Genomic DNA, 17,755 nt, shown 5'->3' with positions numbered 1-17,755 from the left:
GCGCTGCACGAATTTTAAGTAGTCGATGGCGTTTAGAGAATGAATACACAACAACTGGCAAAACTGCGTTCAATCGTGCCCGAGATGCGTCGCGTCCGGCACATTCACTTTGTTGGCATCGGTGGTGCTGGCATGGGCGGTATTGCCGAAGTGTTAGCTAACGAAGGCTATCAGATCAGCGGGTCTGACCTGGCGCCAAACCCTGTAACGCAGCAACTGGCGTCTCTTGGGGCGACTATCTATTTTAACCATCGCCCGGAAAACGTGCGCGATGCGAGCGTGGTGGTGGTATCGAGCGCCATCTCCTCTGACAACCCGGAAATCGTTGCCGCGCATGAAGCGCGCATTCCGGTGATCCGCCGTGCAGAAATGCTGGCGGAACTGATGCGTTTCCGTCACGGCATTGCTATTGCCGGGACCCACGGTAAAACCACGACCACGGCGATGGTCTCCAGTATTTATGCGGAAGCGGGTCTCGACCCGACCTTTGTCAACGGCGGTCTGGTCAAAGCCGCGGGCGTGCATGCGCGTCTGGGCCACAGTCGTTATCTGATTGCTGAAGCGGATGAGAGCGACGCGTCGTTCCTGCACCTGCAGCCGATGGTGGCGATTGTCACCAACATCGAAGCGGACCATATGGATACCTACCAGGGTGACTTCGAGAATTTAAAGCAGACCTTTATCAACTTCCTGCACAACCTGCCGTTCTACGGGCGCGCGGTGATGTGCGTAGACGATCCGGTGATCCGCGAGCTGCTGCCGCGCGTGGGTCGTCAAATCACCACATACGGTTTCAGTGAAGACGCTGACGTGCGCGTGGAAGAGTACAAACAGATTGGCGCGCAGGGGCACTTCACGCTGGCGCGTCAGGACAAAGAGCTGCTGCACGTGACGCTGAATGCGCCAGGGCGCCATAACGCGCTCAATGCCGCAGCGGCAGTCGCTGTTGCGACGGAAGAAGGCATTGATGATGAGGCGATCCTGCGCGCGCTGGAAAGCTTCCAGGGTACCGGTCGTCGTTTCGACTTCCTCGGTGAATTCCCGCTGGATCCGGTGAACGGTAAAGCCGGTACGGCGATGCTGGTGGACGACTACGGTCACCATCCAACCGAAGTGGACGCCACTATTAAAGCCGCACGTGCGGGCTGGCCGGACAAGAATCTGGTGATGGTGTTCCAGCCGCACCGTTTCACGCGTACGCGCGATCTGTATGACGATTTCGCCAGCGTCCTGTCCCAGGTCGATACCCTGTTAATGCTGGATGTTTATTCAGCGGGCGAAACTCCGATTCCTGGCGCAGACAGCCGTTCTTTGTGTCGCACCATTCGTGGACGCGGTAAAGTTGACCCTATTCTGGTTTCTGACCCTGCACAGGTGGCGGAAATTCTGGCGCCGGTCCTGACAGGTAACGATTTGATTCTGATTCAGGGGGCGGGAAATATCGGCAAAATCGCCCGTACCTTAGCTGAAATCAAACTGAAGCCGCAAAACCAGGAGGATGAGCATCATGGCTGATAAGATTGCTGTCCTGTCTGGCGGCACCTCCGCCGAGCGCGAGGTTTCCCTGAATTCCGGCGCGGCTATACTGGCGGGCCTGCGTGAAGGTGGCGTCAATGCGCACCTTGTTGACCCAAAAGAGGTCGACGTGACGCAGTTAAAAGCCATGGGCTTCGATAAAGTCTTTATCGCTTTACACGGTCGTGGCGGTGAAGACGGTACCCTGCAGGGGCTTCTGGATCTGCTCGGCCTGCCGTACACCGGCAGCGGCGTGATGGCTTCCGCTATCTCTATGGATAAACTGCGCAGCAAGCTGCTGTGGCAGGGTGCAGGGTTACCTGTCGCACCATGGGTAGCGCTGACGCGACGCGAATTTGAATTGGGGCTGTCGGATAGCGTTAATGCACGCATTGCTGAACTGGGCTTACCGGTTATTGTAAAGCCCAGCCGGGAAGGCTCCAGCGTGGGAATGTCCAAAGTCGACAAAGTTGACGATCTAGCGTCCGCTTTAGCGCTGGCATTTCAACATGATGATGAAGTTCTGGTAGAAAAATGGCTTAGCGGGCCGGAATTTACCGTCGCGATGCTTGGCGAAGAAATTTTACCGTCAATCCGTATCCAACCCGCCGGAGTCTTCTATGATTATGAGGCGAAGTATCTCTCTGATGAGACGCAATATTTCTGCCCAAGTGGTCTTGAAGCTGAGCGTGAAGCCCATTTACAGTCCCTGGTGCTTAAAGCCTGGCATGTTCTGGGCTGCCAGGGCTGGGGTCGCATCGACGTGATGCAGGACCGGGATGGACAATTTTATCTGCTGGAAGCCAATACCTCGCCGGGTATGACGAGCCACAGCCTTGTGCCGATGGCTGCGCGTCAGGCGGGGATGAGCTTCTCGCAGTTAGTCGTACGCATTCTGGACCAGGCGGGCTGATATGTCTCAGGCTGCATTGAACACGCGCAACCGCGATGACGAGGAAGAATACACCTCTTCACGCCGCAGTAATGGAACGCGTCTTGCAGGCATCATTTTCCTGCTCGGGGTGCTGTGCACCGTGTTTATCAGCGGCTGGATGGTCCTGGGCTGGATGGAAGATGCGCAGCGGTTGCCACTTTCTAAACTGGTGGTCACCGGTGAGCGTCACTACACGCGTAACGACGATATTCGCCAGTCGATACTGGCACTGGGCTCGCCTGGCACCTTTATGACTCAGGATGTCAATATTATCCAGAGCCAGATTGAACGTCTGCCATGGATTAAACAGGCGAGCGTAAGAAAGCAATGGCCTGATGAATTGAAGATTCATCTGGTTGAATATGTGCCCATTGCGCGTTGGAATGATCAGCACATGGTTGACGTCGACGGAAATTCCTTCAGCGTCCCTGCCGATCGTGTCAACAAGCAAAATTTACCGATGTTGTATGGCCCTGAAGGCAGCGAAAACGAAGTGTTACAGGGTTTTCGTGAAATGGGTCAAGTGCTGGCGAAGGACAGGTTTACGTTAAAAGATGCTGCCATGACGGCGCGCCGTTCCTGGCAGCTTACGTTAACGAACGGCATTAAGCTCAACCTGGGGCGCGGGGACACCATGAAGCGTCTGGCGCGTTTTGTCGAACTTTACCCGGTTTTACAGCAGCAGGCACAGACTGACGGCAAACGGATAAGCTACGTTGATTTGCGCTATGACTCAGGCGCAGCAGTCGGTTGGGTACCGGCTCCGGTCGAGGAACCTAATCAGCAACAGAATCAGGCACAGGTACAGGCAGAACAACAATGATCAAGGCGACGGACAGAAAACTGGTAGTTGGACTGGAGATTGGCACCGCGAAGGTTGCCGCTTTAGTAGGGGAAGTTCTGCCCGACGGTATGGTCAATATCATTGGCGTGGGCAGCTGCCCGTCCCGTGGTATGGATAAAGGTGGGGTAAACGATCTTGAATCGGTGGTGAAATGCGTTCAGCGCGCCATCGATCAGGCTGAATTGATGGCAGATTGCCAGATTTCTTCTGTCTATCTGGCCCTTTCTGGTAAGCACATTAGCTGCCAGAACGAAATCGGTATGGTGCCGATTTCCGAAGAAGAAGTGACGCAGGAAGACGTTGAAAACGTTGTGCATACGGCGAAATCCGTGCGTGTCCGCGATGAGCATCGCGTGTTGCACGTGATCCCGCAGGAATATGCGATTGACTACCAGGAAGGGATCAAGAACCCGGTTGGTCTGTCAGGCGTTCGTATGCAGGCAAAAGTGCACCTGATCACATGTCACAACGATATGGCGAAGAACATTGTAAAAGCCGTTGAACGTTGTGGCCTGAAAGTTGACCAACTTATTTTCGCCGGTCTGGCGGCAAGTTATTCCGTGCTGACCGAAGATGAACGTGAACTGGGTGTCTGTGTGGTCGATATTGGTGGTGGTACAATGGACATGGCCGTGTATACCGGCGGTGCGTTGCGCCACACCAAAGTGATCCCGTACGCAGGGAACGTCGTGACCAGCGATATTGCTTACGCTTTTGGTACGCCACCGAGCGATGCAGAAGCGATTAAAGTGCGCCACGGCTGTGCGCTGGGCTCTATTGTTGGCAAAGATGAGAGCGTTGAAGTGCCAAGCGTCGGTGGTCGTCCACCGCGCAGCCTGCAGCGCCAGACGTTGGCAGAGGTGATCGAGCCGCGCTATACCGAGCTGCTCAACCTGGTCAACGAAGAGATTTTACAGTTACAGGAACAGCTTCGTCAGCAGGGCGTTAAGCATCATCTTGCGGCGGGGATTGTATTAACCGGCGGTGCAGCGCAAATTGAAGGTCTTGCGGCCTGTGCACAGCGCGTGTTCCATACGCAGGTGCGTATTGGTGCGCCGCTGAATATCACCGGTTTAACGGATTATGCTCAGGAGCCGTATTATTCAACGGCTGTGGGCCTGCTCCACTACGGGAAGGAATCTCATCTCAGTGGTGAAGCGGAAGTGGAAAAACGCGTCTCAGTGGGGTCGTGGGTCAAACGACTGAACAACTGGTTGCGAAAAGAGTTTTAATTTTTTTAAGAGACCGGAGAGAATTAGCGGTCTCGGGCGACAGGCACAACGGAGAGAGAAATTATGTTTGAACCTATGGAACTGACCAACGACGCGGTGATTAAAGTCATCGGCGTCGGTGGCGGCGGCGGTAACGCCGTAGAGCATATGGTGCGTGAACGCATCGAAGGTGTTGAATTCTTTGCAGTTAACACCGATGCACAGGCACTGCGTAAGACGGCTGTAGGCCAGACTATCCAGATCGGCGGTGGCATCACCAAAGGGCTGGGCGCTGGGGCTAACCCGGAAGTCGGTCGCAACGCGGCTGAAGAAGATCGTGAAGCCCTGCGTGCTGCACTGGAAGGCGCGGACATGGTCTTCATTGCAGCGGGTATGGGCGGCGGTACCGGTACCGGTGCAGCACCTGTTGTCGCTGAAGTAGCTAAAGATTTAGGTATCCTGACCGTTGCTGTCGTGACCAAGCCTTTCAATTTTGAAGGCAAGAAGCGTATGGCCTTCGCGGAGCAGGGTATCACCGAGCTGTCCAAGCATGTGGACTCGCTGATCACCATCCCGAACGACAAGCTGCTGAAAGTTCTGGGTCGCGGTATTTCCCTGCTGGACGCCTTCGGCGCAGCAAACGACGTGCTGAAAGGCGCGGTTCAGGGTATCGCTGAACTGATCACCCGTCCTGGCCTGATGAACGTTGACTTTGCAGACGTTCGCACCGTGATGTCCGAAATGGGCTACGCGATGATGGGCTCTGGCGTGGCGAGCGGTGAAGACCGTGCGGAAGAAGCGGCTGAAATGGCTATCTCTTCTCCACTGCTGGAAGATATCGATCTGTCCGGTGCGCGCGGCGTGCTGGTCAACATTACCGCTGGTTTTGACCTGCGTCTGGATGAGTTCGAAACCGTGGGTAATACCATCCGCGCGTTCGCCTCTGACAACGCGACCGTGGTAATCGGTACTTCCCTTGACCCGGAAATGAATGACGAGCTGCGTGTTACCGTTGTTGCGACCGGTATCGGTATGGACAAGCGTCCTGAGATCACCCTCGTGACCAACAAACAGACTCAGCAACCGGTAATGGATCGTTACCAGCAGCACGGTATGTCTCCTCTGACTCAGGAGCAAAAACCGGCCGCGAAAGTGGTGAACGACCCAACGCCGCAAACGGCAAAAGAGCCAGATTATCTGGACATCCCGGCGTTCCTGCGTAAGCAAGCTGACTAAGAATTGGCTGGAATTTGGGGATTTGCGCTCTTTGTGCTAAACTGGCCCACCGTTAGTGATATACACTCTCGGTTGGATAGTTAATTTGGCGAGATTATACGATGATCAAACAAAGGACACTTAAACGTATCGTTCAGGCGACGGGTGTCGGTTTACATACCGGCAAGAAAGTCACGCTGACGTTACGCCCTGCGCCGGCCAATACCGGGGTCATCTATCGTCGCACCGACTTGAATCCACCGGTAGATTTTCCGGCCGATGCCAAATCTGTGCGTGATACTATGCTCTGTACTTGTCTGGTGAACGAGCATGACGTGCGGATTTCTACCGTAGAGCACCTGAACGCCGCCCTGGCGGGGCTGGGTATCGACAACATTATTGTTGAAGTCGATGCGCCAGAAATCCCGATTATGGATGGCAGTGCTGCACCGTTCGTCTATCTGTTGCTGGATGCCGGCATCGAAGAACTGAACTGCGCGAAGAAATTTGTTCGCATCAAAGAGACCGTTCGCGTCGAAGATGGCGACAAGTGGGCTGAATTCAAACCGTACAATGGTTTCTCGTTGGACTTTACCATCGACTTTAACCATCCGGCGATTGATTCCAGCACCCAGCGCTACGCGATGAACTTCTCTGCTGATGCGTTTATGCGCCAGATCAGCCGAGCCCGTACGTTTGGCTTCATGCGTGATATCGAATATCTGCAGTCCCGCGGCCTGTGCCTGGGCGGCAGCTTCGATTGTGCCATCGTTGTTGACGATTATCGCGTACTGAACGAAGACGGCCTGCGTTTCGAAGATGAATTCGTTCGTCACAAAATGCTGGACGCTATCGGCGACCTGTTTATGTGTGGTCACAATATCATTGGTGCATTTACCGCTTTCAAATCCGGTCATGCGCTGAACAACAAACTGTTGCAGGCCGTCCTGGCAAAACAGGAAGCCTGGGAATATGTGACCTTCGAAGACGAAGCAGAACTGCCGCTGGCTTTCAAAGCGCCAAACATGGTTCTTGCGTAACGGTTCACGCCGTTTCGTAAAAAATCGACTGGTTAACCTGGTACTCTCTCCGACCAGGAAGACCAGTCGTTTTTATTTTTGCCCTTCTTCGTTTGCCCCAGTGTTATCTCTTGTTTGTCTTGCGCAGAAAATGCGTGCGTTAGCTGCATTCTTGACCGTTTTTCCCCGCGGTGGCACCTCATTCCTGCTGATGTGCATTGGCTTTAGTGGTAATATCTGGGCGCTTAAAAAAATAACTTAAAAGTAGCCTGTTACAGGCTGACTTATGTGGTGGAGCAAGTGAGCGGAATACTGACGCGCTGGCGACAATTTGGCAGACGTTACTTCTGGCCGCATCTCTTATTAGGGATGGTCGCGGCGAGTCTCGGCTTGCCTGCGCTCAGCAACAGTGCCGAAGCGGCGACGCCAGCGAAGACCTCTACCACCAAACATGATCTCAACACGCGGGTTAACTTTACAAACCTCGCGTGGCTTGAAGCCAGCCGCCGCCCGAATTTCTCCGTTGATTACTGGCACCAGCACGCTATCCGCACGGTTATCCGCCATCTCTCCTTCGCGATGGCGCCCCAGGCAATGCCTGTGGCGGAAGAGACGCTGCCGGTGCAGGCCCAGCATCTTGCCCTACTGGACACGCTTAATGCACTGCTTACGCAGGACAGCCAGCCGCCGGTCATGGTGCGCGAGACGGCGCAGCGCGCGCTCGTTCCTCCTGTTTCATTCTCTGTATCAACCTGGATTAGCCAGGTTCACGGCATTCGCGCCGGGCCTCAACGCCTCAGCTAAATTAACTTTTTCAATACCTTAATTTATCTGCCCATGATGGGGCGTTTGAGAATTTATTATGCTAATCAAATTATTAACTAAAGTTTTTGGTAGTCGTAACGATCGTACCCTGCGCCGTATGCGCAAAGCTGTTGCCGTCATCAACGGTATGGAACCGGCGATGGAGAAGCTCTCTGATGATGAGCTGAAAGCGAAAACGGCGGAATTCCGTGCGCGTCTGGAAAAAGGTGAAACCTTAGAAAGCCTGATCCCGGAAGCGTTTGCTGTCGTGCGTGAAGCAAGTAAGCGCGTGTTCGGCATGCGTCACTTCGACGTTCAGCTGCTGGGCGGTATGGTGCTTAACGAGCGCTGCATCGCGGAAATGCGTACCGGTGAAGGTAAAACCCTGACCGCAACGCTGCCGGCTTACCTGAATGCGTTGACCGGTAAAGGCGTTCACGTCGTTACCGTCAACGACTATCTGGCGCAGCGTGACGCCGAAAACAACCGTCCACTGTTCGAATTCCTCGGCATGACGGTCGGCATCAACATGTCTGGCCTGCCTGCACCCGCCAAGCGTGAAGCGTATAACGCGGACATTACCTACGGTACCAACAACGAATACGGCTTCGACTACCTGCGTGACAACATGGCGTTCAGCCCTGAAGAGCGCGTCCAGCGTAAGCTGCACTACGCGCTGGTGGATGAGGTGGACTCCATCCTGATCGATGAAGCGCGTACTCCGCTTATCATCTCCGGCCCGGCTGAAGACAGCTCCGAGATGTACCGTAAAGTCGACAAAATCATTCCACACCTGCTGCGTCAGGAGAAAGAAGACTCGGATACCTTCCAGGGTGAAGGCCACTTCTCCGTGGATGAAAAAGCGCGCCAGGTGAACCTGACCGAACGTGGTCTGGTGAAAATTGAAGAGCTGCTGGTGGCTGAAGGCATTATGGAAGAGGGCGAGTCTCTGTACTCCCCGAGCAACATCATGCTGATGCACCACGTGACCGCCGCGCTGCGTGCCCACGCGCTGTTCACCCGTGACGTCGACTACATCGTAAAAGACGGCGAAGTGATCATTGTCGATGAGCACACCGGCCGTACCATGCAGGGGCGTCGCTGGTCTGACGGTCTGCACCAGGCTGTAGAAGCCAAAGAAGGCGTGGATATTCAAAACGAAAACCAGACGCTGGCCTCTATCACCTTCCAGAACTACTTCCGTCTGTACGAGAAGCTGGCGGGCATGACCGGTACTGCCGATACCGAAGCGTTTGAATTCAGCTCTATCTACAAGCTGGATACCGTGGTCGTTCCAACCAACCGTCCGATGATCCGTAAGGATATGCCGGACCTGGTGTACATGACCGAAGCGGAAAAAATTCAGGCAATCATCGAAGATATCCGCGAGCGTACTGCCAAAGGCCAGCCGGTTCTGGTGGGGACCATCTCCATTGAAAAATCCGAAGTGGTTTCTCACGAGCTGACGAAAGCGGGTATTAAACACAACGTACTGAACGCCAAATTCCACGCCAAAGAAGCGGACATTGTTGCGCAGGCAGGTTATCCGGCTGCGGTAACCATCGCCACCAACATGGCGGGTCGTGGTACCGATATTATGCTGGGCGGTAGCTGGCAGGCCGAAGTGGCTGAGCTGGAAAACCCAACGCCTGAACAGATTGCGCAGATCAAGGCCGACTGGCAGGTGCGTCATGACGCGGTGCTGGCATCCGGTGGTCTGCACATTATCGGTACCGAGCGTCATGAATCGCGTCGTATCGATAACCAGCTGCGTGGACGTGCGGGTCGTCAGGGGGATGCCGGTTCTTCCCGCTTCTACCTGTCGATGGAAGATGCGCTGATGCGTATTTTCGCCTCCGACCGCGTGTCCGGCATGATGCGCAAGCTGGGCATGAAGCCAGGCGAAGCCATTGAGCACCCGTGGGTCACCAAAGCGATCGCGAACGCCCAGCGTAAAGTGGAAAGCCGCAACTTCGATATTCGTAAGCAGTTGCTGGAATATGACGACGTGGCTAACGATCAGCGTCGTGCGATCTACACCCAGCGTAACGAACTGCTGGACGTGTCCGACGTGAGCGAAACCATCAACAGCATCCGCGAAGATGTGTTTAAAGCCACGATTGATGCGCATATTCCGCCGCAGTCTCTGGAAGAGATGTGGGACATCGAAGGCCTGCAGGAACGTCTGAAAAATGACTTTGACCTCGATCTGCCAATCAAAGAGTGGCTGGATAAAGAGCCTGAGCTGCACGAAGAGACCCTGCGCGAGCGTATCTACGAAACCGCGCTGGATGTTTACAAGCGTAAGGAAGAGGTCGTTGGCGCTGAGATGATGCGTCACTTCGAAAAAGGCGTGATGCTGCAGACGCTGGATTCCCTGTGGAAAGAGCACCTGGCGGCGATGGACTACCTGCGTCAGGGTATCCACCTGCGTGGCTATGCGCAGAAAGATCCGAAGCAGGAATACAAGCGTGAATCCTTCGCCATGTTTGCCTCTATGCTTGAGTCGCTGAAGTATGAAGTCATCAGCACCCTGAGCAAGGTTCAGGTGCGTATGCCGGAAGAAGTAGAAGCGATGGAGCAGCAGCGTCGTGAAGAAGCCGAGCGTCTGGCACAAATGCAACAGCTGAGTCATCAGACCGACGACAGCGAAGCTGCAGCGGCGATCGCCGCGCAGACTGGCGATCGTAAAGTGGGTCGTAACGATCCGTGCCCATGTGGCTCCGGTAAAAAGTACAAGGCGTGCCACGGGCGTCTGAGCTAAGTTCATAAAAAAACAAAAAGGCGCAGACATCTGCGCCTTTTTTATGGAAGTAACAATATGAAAATACTGCAAATTGCCGTCGGGATTATTCGCAACCCGCAAAACCAAATCTTTATCACCCAGCGTGCTGCCGACGCCCATATGGCGAACAAATGGGAGTTTCCTGGCGGAAAAATTGAGGCTGGTGAAACCCCGGAAGCGGCGCTGGTTCGCGAGCTTCAGGAAGAAGTCGGGATTACCCCGCTTGGCGCAACGCTGTTTGATAAGCTCGAATACCAGTTCCCGGACAGACACATCACGCTGTGGTTCTGGCTGGTGGAAAACTGGGAAGGTGAACCCTGGGGGAAAGAGGGGCAGCCGGGTAACTGGGTGGCGCTTCAGGCAAGTGATGCCGAAAAATTCCCGCCAGCCAACGAGCCTGTGATCCTGCGGTTAGTCGAACAACCGAAGACCTGCTAAGCGACGCGCCAGCAGGCTTTACAGATTACTGCTGGTTTTCACTCCAGTCGTCGCTGTCCGAGAGATCGCCTTTACTCGGAATACGTTTCTCTTCCGCCGCCCATTCGCCCAGGTCAATAAGCTGGCAGCGTTTGCAGCAGAATGGGCGGAACGGACTCACTTCGCCCCAGACAACGGTTTTGCCACAGGTCGGGCAGTTTACGGTGGTGACATCAGACATCGGCACTCCTTAACAACAGGCCAGTTCAAAATCGAGGCGTTCCGGCACGGTGCCATTTTCGCTGTCCAGCGGCATAAAGCGAATCGCAAAGCGGCTCTTATGCCCGGAAATTTGCGGATAAAGCTGTTCGCCAAGCGATAAATTCAGGCGCAGAAGATCGGCATCATCACCGTTGTCCTGGTAGAAACCGTTCAGGCTGGTTTGCTTGCGGAACGGCGCTGAGTTACGGATCAGATCGAGGATCAGCGACAGCGTCTGGTGCATCGGCTCCAGGCTTGCCAGCCAGCTGTTCACCTGCGCGTCACGCTGGGCTTGTGGCATATGGAGCCACATATGCAGCGTCGGCAGGTCGAAGCTACAGCAACCGCCAGGGATGCTCAGGCGCTGGCGCACCAGGCCAATCAGGCGGTCCTCACGCAAAAACTGCCCGACGCGCGGTGCGGCCATCAGGATGCTGCTGCTGGTTTTAAGCTGCTGGCGAAGGGAATCGATACGGCTTACGTCCACCCCCGGAACCTCAGCCCATGCCTGCAATTTACGCTGCTGGCGCTCCAGCTCTTTAAGCAATTCTGTGCGGACATCGCCGCGTTCAATCACATCCAGCAGATCGCCTACATTGCGGAAGAAGTGCAACGCCGTAGCGTGATCGTTAACCGGCAGATGTTGTGAAAGCTGCTGAATGAGGAATTCGATGCGCAGCCAGGTACGCATTTTTTCGTTGAGCGGATGCTCAAAAAGGATGTGAGTCGACATTATGGTTTTTCCTGTGCAACGGCCTGCCCGGCTAACGTCAGATACTGCGCGTGCAGACGGGCAACATCCGATGCAATAGCATCTGGTGCGCCGTTATTATCAATAACATCATCCGCCACGGCAAGGCGCTGAGCGCGCGTGGCCTGAGCGGCGAGAATATGTTCAGCATGCTCGCGCGAGACATGGTCTCGCATCATGGTTCTCTGGATTTGTGTCTCGGGTGTGACATCAATCACCAGTACCCGGTCGGCTTTCTTCTGCAGCTGATTTTCCACCAGCAGCGGAACCACCCACAAGACATAGGGCGAGCGGGCTTCGGCTATCTGACGCTGTGTTTCCTGGTGGATAGTGGGATGGAGCAGGGCATTAAGCCAGGCTTTTTCCGCTGAATCGGAAAAAATGCATTCGCGAAGCTGACGGCGATTTAGCGTGCCATCGGCATTGATGATTGCCTGACCAAAATGTTCTGCGATGGCCTTAAGCGCGGGTGTATTGGGCTCTACCACCTGGCGGGCAATAATATCGGCATCGATAATCGTGATACCCAAACGAGAAAACGCGTCCGCAACGGTACTTTTGCCACTACCGATGCCGCCGGTTAATGCAACGATATACCCCATTAAATCAAATCCTGGGAATTATTCATTATAAAAATCAGTTGATTAAAAATCACAGATGCGCCAGTCACTGTTTAGCCCTGTTTACCGGCTTTTTACCAGGTAAATTTATAGGATTGTAGCGTAAAAAAAGAGAATTTCGCAGTCTTGCGGAGCAGGTATTAGTGCGTATGATAGCGTCACTGGAGTTGTGCTTTTAACATATTTGCCTCTAACCCCAGGAATCCGCACATGCGTATCGAAGAAGATCTGAAGTTAGGTTTCAAAGACGTTCTTATCCGCCCTAAACGCTCTACACTGAAAAGTCGCTCAGACGTTGAACTCGAACGTCAATTCACCTTTAAGCATTCCGGTCAGACCTGGTCTGGCGTGCCGATCATCGCTGCCAACATGGATACTGTGGGAACCTTTGAGATGGCAACCGCGCTGGCACAGTTCGACATCCTCACCGCCGTGCACAAACATTACAGCCCTGAAGAGTGGAATGCGTTTGTGGCGTCCGCTTCTGCTGATGTGGTGAAGCACGTGATGGTCTCCACCGGCACCTCCGATGCGGATTTCGAGAAGACCAAACAGATCCTGAAGGCTAACCCGGCGCTGAACTTCGTTTGTATTGATGTGGCGAACGGTTACTCCGAGCACTTCGTACAGTTCGTCAGCAAGGCGCGTGAGGCCTGGCCGACGAAAACCATCATCGCGGGCAACGTGGTGACAGGTGAAATGTGTGAAGAGCTGATCCTCTCCGGTGCCGATATCGTGAAAGTGGGCATTGGCCCGGGCTCCGTATGCACCACGCGCGTCAAAACCGGCGTCGGTTATCCGCAGCTCTCTGCCGTCATTGAATGTGCCGACGCGGCGCACGGGCTGGGCGGTCAAATCATCAGCGACGGCGGTTGCACCATGCCGGGTGATGTTGCAAAGGCCTTCGGCGGCGGCGCGGACTTCGTGATGCTCGGCGGTATGCTGGCAGGCCATGAAGAGAGCGGCGGTACCGTCGTTGAAGAGAACGGCGAGAAATTTATGCTGTTCTACGGCATGAGCTCTGAGTCTGCGATGACCCGTCACGTCGGTGGTGTGGCAAAATACCGCGCGGCAGAAGGTAAAACCGTCAAGCTGCCTCTGCGCGGCCCGGTTGAAAACACCGCGCGCGACATCCTGGGCGGCCTGCGCTCAGCCTGTACCTACGTGGGTGCATCCCGCCTGAAAGAGCTGACGAAACGCACAACGTTTATTCGCGTTCAGGAGCAGGAAAACCGCGTATTCAATAGCCTGTAATGGCTTTCGCTGGCGCATGCTTGTGCGCCAGCGCTACTGCACTATCCCGCGCTCATCGCATCACCCAGATGGAATATCGGCAGGTACATTGCCACCACCAGCGTGCCGATGATAACCCCCGTAACAACCAGGAGCAGCGGCTCCAGAAGCGCCGCCAGGTTATCTGCTCGTTGAAAGGTCTGTTCCGTGTGATGACGGGCAAGGTTTGCCAGCATGATGTCCAGCGCACCTGACATCTCACCGGTGCGTAAAAGCTGAATACAGAGCGGGGTAAACAATGCCGCCTTCTGAAAGGATGACCAGACGGGCAAACCTTTTTCAATGTCCTCCCGCACGTTGCGAAGTATCCCTTGCCAGTACCGGCTCTCAACAGTTTCTTCTGCACTCTCCAGACCCTGTAAAAAAGGGATGCCCGCCTGTTGCGTGAGTGACAGCACGGTAAAGATGTGTCCCAGCTTTTGGCCTTTTGCCAGTGCGCCCATCACGGGCGTCTGCATCAGGATTTGCTGCCAGCGAGGGTTCTGCCGCAGAGCCCAGGCGACGGCAAAGGGGGTTAGTAGCAGGGCGAACAACGCGAGAGCATATGACTGCATAAAGGCGGCCATTCCCATGACCATCTGTGTCAGCACAGGAAGCGGGGTATTAAACGTTTTGTAGATCGCGGCAAACTCGGGCAGGACCAGGGTGACCATCGCCAGCACAACCACTACGGCCAGCGTCAGGACGATCGCCGGGTAGCGCAGCGCCTTTTTCACTTTTGCACTGAGCTGCTGCTGCGCTTTTTGTTGCTGCGCGAGCTGACGACAGCACGCCTCCAGCTTCCCTGTCAGCTCCCCGGTTTTCACCATCGAGACATGCAGCGGGCTAAAAACGGCTGGCCACTTTTTTAGCGACGCCGAAAACGGGCATCCTTCACTGAGCTCATCGGCAATGCTTTGCAGCAGCGCCTGCCACGGTTTTAACGGATGCTGCTCTGCCAGCATTTGCAGACTGTGGGATAATGTCAGTCCAGCCTGCAGAAGCGTGGCGAGCTGATCAAACATCTCGTCGCGGTGGTGTTGCCGCCAGCGGTGTCGCTGCGCGCATCGGGTTAGCGTCAGAGGATGGAGGTCGTTACGCATTAGCCGGGTGAAGGCCGCATTGCGGTCCGTGGCCCACAGTGTCCCGCTTCGGGGTTCTCCATCTTTGGTGAGCGCACGCCAGCGCCATAACTGATTAGCCGCCATTGGGCATTCCCAGGACGCGCAGCAACTCTTCAATCGTGGTTAGCCCCTGTTCGACGGCCATGCAGCCGTGTTCAAAAAGAGAAATCATCCCTGCCTGGTGGGCGCTCGCCTCGATGGCGTCTGTTCCCGCCCCGCTGGCAATGGCCTGGCGCAGGGCATGGTCGATCCCAAGTACTTCAAAAATGGCCACGCGGCCATAAAAACCGTGGTAACAGCGATCGCAGCCGGTGGGCTGCCAGCGTGGAAGCGGTCTGGGCCATACTGAGCGAGGTAAGTCCGCATGCTCCCCGCTTTTCTGTCGGCAGTACGGGCACAGACGTCGAACCAGCCTCTGGGCAATCACCATCGTCAGTGCGGAGGAAATCATCCAGCGTGCGACGCCCATCTGCTCCAGGCGAACCAGCGTTTCCGTCGTCGAGTTGGTATGCAGGGTCGACAGTACCAGGTGCCCGGTCTGGGCAGCATTAATCGCAATCCCGGCCGTTTCACCGTCACGGATTTCGCCGACCATAATAATGTCGGGATCCTGACGCAGCAGCGCCCGCAGCACGCTCTGGAAGGTTAAACCCGCCCGGGGATTAATCTGCGTCTGGTTTAATCCGGCAAGGGGGATCTCAATAGGATCTTCGACGCTGCAGATGTTGACGTCAGGGGTGTTACGCGACTGCAGCGCACTGTACAGCGTCACGGTTTTGCCGCTGCCGGTAGGCCCGGTGACCAGAATCAGCCCCTGCGGCTGGTGGAGAACCGCATTAAAACAGGCCAGTTGCTCAGCATTCATGCCAAGCGCTTTCGGCTCAAGGGCCTGCGGAACCTGCTGCAGGAGACGCAGCACAATTTTCTCGCCGCCGCTGCAGGGAAGCGTCGCTATCCTAAACGAAACCGGCTCGTTGGCCAGCTCAATCGTAAACTGGCCGTCCTGGGGTAAACGGCGCTCAGCAATATCCAGATTACCCAGCACTTTTAAACGCGCGCTGAGCAGGTTAGCCAGTTCCGCCGCAAGCGGAGGCTGCGGGCAAAGTACGCCGTCGATACGTAAACGAATCTGACACGCGTGCTCCATCGGTTCGATATGAATATCAGAGGCGCGTTGGTTGATTGCCTGCTGCAGCGTGTGGTTGAGGATATCTACCGTTGAATGCGTTTGCGAAACACCGGGCAAATGCGATTGTGACGTGAGCTGCCGGTGTTTTTCCATGCGCTCAGCGCTCCAGCACTCAATATCAATCCGTTTCTGAGTCGCGAAACGCAGCGCCTCCATGAGTTCGGCCGCGGGATTGCCCACGACGGCAATGCTGACCATTTCACTGTCGCTGGTAAGCAGCAGTGCGTGATGGCGAAGGCAAAGCGCCACGAGTTGATCGGTCTTCATTTTCCGCTCCTCAGTTATTGTCGAAGCGGAAAACGTCTTCGCAGGCCTGCTTCAGGGCGCTATCAGCGCTGATGTTGCAGAGACGCGTCCAGCCCGTCATACCGTTAGCGTCATTCCACTGCGGCGTCATGACCACTTCCAGCCCGTTAAGACTTTCCTGTCCTGTTAAGGTCACGATCCCTTTCGCTACGCTCATTCCCGACACGTAGCGTGTCGTGGTGGAGGAAGGGATGCCGTTGCTGCCGGCATCGCAGCTTTCCACACCACCGTGATCCAGCGCGCAAAGCTCGATGGCGGTGCGGTAGGGAACGAAGGTTTGCAGCATATCGGTCAGCGCCGCCTTGCGCAGGTAATTCTGATAGGCAGGGACGCCGATGGCGCTCAGAATCGCAATAATGCCGATGACCACCATCAGCTCAATGAGAGTAAAGCCTTGTTGTCTGTCCATATCTGCTCCTTATGCAAAGTGGCGCTACTCTGTCAGCGCGAAAGAGCAGAAACGAGGGGCAAAAAAAGGAACGGGAAGGGGGCTTCAGAGAATTTATTCAGAATTGCAGGGAAGAACAGCGGATCTGCGAGCGGGGCAGAAATTCCCCTCTCCGGGTGGAGAGGGGAGAATGCGTTATTTAAAGCGCATTGAGAGGTCGAGAGCGCGAACGTGTTTGGTTAGCGCACCGACGGAGATGTAATCCACGCCGGTTTCGGCGAATTCACGGATCGTTTCGAAAGTGACGTTTCCGGATACTTCAAGCTGAGCCCGGCCGTTTGTCAGTTTTACCGCCTCGCGCATCTGCTCGGTTTCGAAGTTATCGAGCATGATGATATCGGCCCCGGCCTTAATCGCCTGCTCCAGCTCTTCCAGGCTTTCGACTTCCACCTCAACCGGCACATCCGGATGCAGCCAGAATGCCTTCTCCACCGCCTGACGTACGGAGCCAGAAGCAATAATGTGGTTCTCTTTAATCAGGAAAGCATCGGATAAGCCCAGACGATGGTTTGCGCCGCCGCCGCAGAGCACCGCGTACTTCAGCGCCGTGCGCAGGCCCGGCAGCGTTTTGCGGGTATCAAGCAGCTGGGTTCGGGTGCCGGCCAGCAGGTCAACGTAGCGGCGCACTTCACTGGCGACGCCAGAGAGCGTTTGGACAAAATTGAGCGCGGTACGCTCGCCGGTCAGTAATACGCGGGAAGGACCGTCCAGCTCGAACAGCGGCTGATTGGCGGTCACTGCATCACCATCATCAACGTGCCATGTCACCTGTACATCGTCACCCGCCAGCTGGGTAAAGACCTCTTCAACCCAGCGCTTGCCGCAAAAAACACCCTCTTCGCGGGTGATAATGACCGCGTGGGAGCGTGTCTCTTTTGGCAACAATTGTGCGGTAATATCCTTTTCAGCATTAACGTCACCGCCCAGGTCTTCTTTCAACGCATGGGCGACGCTTGCCGGAATATCCATATTAATACGTTCCAGAAGCGCTTCACGTCGGTGGTCGGGGTTGTAGCGGCGAGGCGGCATGATAAAACTCC

Annotated in this window: 17 protein-coding genes; 10 read left to right on the top strand and 7 right to left on the bottom strand. The window is 55.3% G+C overall.

The genetic code is table 11. From position 1 onward, the window contains the following. Positions 1–39 precede the first annotated feature (39 nt). The 9 genes from murC to mutT all read left to right on the top strand — a co-directional run bounded on the left by murC (position 40) and on the right by mutT (position 10,765). Complete coding sequence (gene murC, locus CWR52_RS08505) at positions 40–1,515, top strand: UDP-N-acetylmuramate--L-alanine ligase (RefSeq protein WP_104949395.1); 1,476 nt, start codon at positions 40–42, stop codon at positions 1,513–1,515. After that, positions 1,508–2,428, top strand: a complete 921-nt coding sequence (locus tag CWR52_RS08500; RefSeq protein ID WP_104949394.1) for a D-alanine--D-alanine ligase — start codon at positions 1,508–1,510, stop codon at positions 2,426–2,428. Before murC ends, CWR52_RS08500 begins: the two co-directional genes overlap by 8 nt. A 1-nt stretch (position 2,429) precedes the next feature. Continuing rightward, positions 2,430–3,272, top strand: a complete 843-nt coding sequence (ftsQ, locus tag CWR52_RS08495; protein WP_023293285.1) for a cell division protein FtsQ — start codon at positions 2,430–2,432, stop codon at positions 3,270–3,272. Beyond that, positions 3,269–4,525 carry a cell division protein FtsA gene (gene ftsA / locus CWR52_RS08490; RefSeq protein WP_006173845.1) on the top strand — a complete coding sequence of 419 codons (1,257 nt, stop codon included), beginning with the start codon at positions 3,269–3,271 and terminating at the stop codon, positions 4,523–4,525. The genes ftsQ and ftsA overlap by 4 nt, the downstream gene beginning before the upstream one ends. Positions 4,526–4,588: 63 nt before the next feature. Then, complete coding sequence (ftsZ, locus tag CWR52_RS08485) at positions 4,589–5,740, top strand: cell division protein FtsZ (RefSeq protein ID WP_008501978.1); 1,152 nt, start codon at positions 4,589–4,591, stop codon at positions 5,738–5,740. Between the two features lie 101 nt (positions 5,741–5,841). Further along, positions 5,842–6,759, top strand: a complete 918-nt coding sequence (gene lpxC, locus CWR52_RS08480) for a UDP-3-O-acyl-N-acetylglucosamine deacetylase (protein WP_010426966.1) — start codon at positions 5,842–5,844, stop codon at positions 6,757–6,759. 279 nt (positions 6,760–7,038) lie between these two features. Beyond that, positions 7,039–7,542, top strand: a complete 504-nt coding sequence (gene secM, locus CWR52_RS08475; protein WP_167213990.1) for a secA translation cis-regulator SecM — start codon at positions 7,039–7,041, stop codon at positions 7,540–7,542. A gap of 58 nt (positions 7,543–7,600) precedes the next feature. Next, the gene (gene secA / locus CWR52_RS08470; RefSeq protein ID WP_104949393.1) at positions 7,601–10,306 is read left to right on the top strand and encodes a preprotein translocase subunit SecA; all 2,706 of its coding nucleotides are present in this window, start codon (positions 7,601–7,603) and stop codon (positions 10,304–10,306) included. Positions 10,307–10,363: 57 nt separating this feature from the next. Next, the gene (mutT, locus tag CWR52_RS08465) at positions 10,364–10,765 is read left to right on the top strand and encodes an 8-oxo-dGTP diphosphatase MutT (RefSeq protein WP_104949392.1); all 402 of its coding nucleotides are present in this window, start codon (positions 10,364–10,366) and stop codon (positions 10,763–10,765) included. Positions 10,766–10,790: 25 nt separating this feature from the next. Here mutT and yacG read toward each other — a convergent pair whose 3' ends face one another. From yacG to coaE, 3 genes are read right to left on the bottom strand one after another with little or no spacing between them, the layout of a single operon-like run. Beyond that, positions 10,791–10,985, bottom strand: coding sequence for a DNA gyrase inhibitor YacG (gene yacG / locus CWR52_RS08460; protein WP_023615920.1), 195 nt, complete (start codon positions 10,983–10,985; stop codon positions 10,791–10,793). 9 nt (positions 10,986–10,994) lie between these two features. Then, positions 10,995–11,738, bottom strand: coding sequence for a cell division protein ZapD (zapD, locus tag CWR52_RS08455; protein WP_008501972.1), 744 nt, complete (start codon positions 11,736–11,738; stop codon positions 10,995–10,997). Next, positions 11,738–12,358, bottom strand: coding sequence for a dephospho-CoA kinase (coaE, locus tag CWR52_RS08450; protein WP_104949391.1), 621 nt, complete (start codon positions 12,356–12,358; stop codon positions 11,738–11,740). The genes zapD and coaE overlap by 1 nt, the downstream gene beginning before the upstream one ends. A gap of 228 nt (positions 12,359–12,586) precedes the next feature. Here coaE and CWR52_RS08445 point away from each other — a divergent pair, with 228 nt between their 5' ends. Continuing rightward, positions 12,587–13,630: a GMP reductase gene (locus CWR52_RS08445; protein WP_008501970.1), complete on the top strand. Its 1,044-nt coding sequence runs from the start codon at positions 12,587–12,589 to the stop codon at positions 13,628–13,630. 41 nt (positions 13,631–13,671) lie between these two features. Here the strand turns inward: CWR52_RS08445 and hofC are convergent, their stop codons facing one another. The 4 genes from hofC to nadC form a co-directional block, all read right to left on the bottom strand. After that, positions 13,672–14,856 (bottom strand): protein transport protein HofC, encoded by a 1,185-nt coding sequence (gene hofC, locus CWR52_RS08440; RefSeq protein WP_104949390.1) that lies wholly within the window; start codon positions 14,854–14,856, stop codon positions 13,672–13,674. Beyond that, positions 14,846–16,228 (bottom strand): type II secretion system protein GspE, encoded by a 1,383-nt coding sequence (gspE, locus tag CWR52_RS08435; RefSeq protein WP_104949389.1) that lies wholly within the window; start codon positions 16,226–16,228, stop codon positions 14,846–14,848. The genes hofC and gspE overlap by 11 nt, the downstream gene beginning before the upstream one ends. Positions 16,229–16,238: 10 nt before the next feature. Beyond that, the gene (gene ppdD / locus CWR52_RS08430) at positions 16,239–16,676 is read right to left on the bottom strand and encodes a prepilin peptidase-dependent pilin (RefSeq protein ID WP_104949388.1); all 438 of its coding nucleotides are present in this window, start codon (positions 16,674–16,676) and stop codon (positions 16,239–16,241) included. Positions 16,677–16,850: 174 nt separating this feature from the next. Further along, a complete protein-coding gene (gene nadC, locus CWR52_RS08425) occupies positions 16,851–17,744 on the bottom strand; it encodes a carboxylating nicotinate-nucleotide diphosphorylase (RefSeq protein ID WP_104949387.1) in 894 nt (297 codons plus the stop codon). Positions 17,745–17,755 lie beyond the last annotated feature (11 nt).

Origin of the sequence: Enterobacter sp. SGAir0187 (genome assembly GCF_002952735.2) — a bacterium.
Taxonomy (GTDB): domain Bacteria; phylum Pseudomonadota; class Gammaproteobacteria; order Enterobacterales; family Enterobacteriaceae; genus Enterobacter; species Enterobacter quasiroggenkampii.
This window is presented reverse-complemented; position numbering and strand designations above follow the sequence as displayed.

Coding starts and splice junctions, on each gene's coding strand:
- ftsA (WP_006173845.1), top strand. CDS start 3,269: ATGATCAAGGCGACGGACAGAAAACTGGTAGTTGGACTGGAGATTGGC.
- coaE (WP_104949391.1), bottom strand. CDS start 12,358: ATGGGGTATATCGTTGCATTAACCGGCGGCATCGGTAGTGGCAAAAGT.
- ftsQ (WP_023293285.1), top strand. CDS start 2,430: ATGTCTCAGGCTGCATTGAACACGCGCAACCGCGATGACGAGGAAGAA.
- zapD (WP_008501972.1), bottom strand. CDS start 11,738: ATGTCGACTCACATCCTTTTTGAGCATCCGCTCAACGAAAAAATGCGT.
- mutT (WP_104949392.1), top strand. CDS start 10,364: ATGAAAATACTGCAAATTGCCGTCGGGATTATTCGCAACCCGCAAAAC.
- hofC (WP_104949390.1), bottom strand. CDS start 14,856: ATGGCGGCTAATCAGTTATGGCGCTGGCGTGCGCTCACCAAAGATGGA.
- nadC (WP_104949387.1), bottom strand. CDS start 17,744: ATGCCGCCTCGCCGCTACAACCCCGACCACCGACGTGAAGCGCTTCTG.
- secA (WP_104949393.1), top strand. CDS start 7,601: ATGCTAATCAAATTATTAACTAAAGTTTTTGGTAGTCGTAACGATCGT.
- lpxC (WP_010426966.1), top strand. CDS start 5,842: ATGATCAAACAAAGGACACTTAAACGTATCGTTCAGGCGACGGGTGTC.
- CWR52_RS08500 (WP_104949394.1), top strand. CDS start 1,508: ATGGCTGATAAGATTGCTGTCCTGTCTGGCGGCACCTCCGCCGAGCGC.
- yacG (WP_023615920.1), bottom strand. CDS start 10,985: ATGTCTGATGTCACCACCGTAAACTGCCCGACCTGTGGCAAAACCGTT.
- murC (WP_104949395.1), top strand. CDS start 40: ATGAATACACAACAACTGGCAAAACTGCGTTCAATCGTGCCCGAGATG.
- ftsZ (WP_008501978.1), top strand. CDS start 4,589: ATGTTTGAACCTATGGAACTGACCAACGACGCGGTGATTAAAGTCATC.
- CWR52_RS08445 (WP_008501970.1), top strand. CDS start 12,587: ATGCGTATCGAAGAAGATCTGAAGTTAGGTTTCAAAGACGTTCTTATC.
- ppdD (WP_104949388.1), bottom strand. CDS start 16,676: ATGGACAGACAACAAGGCTTTACTCTCATTGAGCTGATGGTGGTCATC.
- gspE (WP_104949389.1), bottom strand. CDS start 16,228: ATGAAGACCGATCAACTCGTGGCGCTTTGCCTTCGCCATCACGCACTG.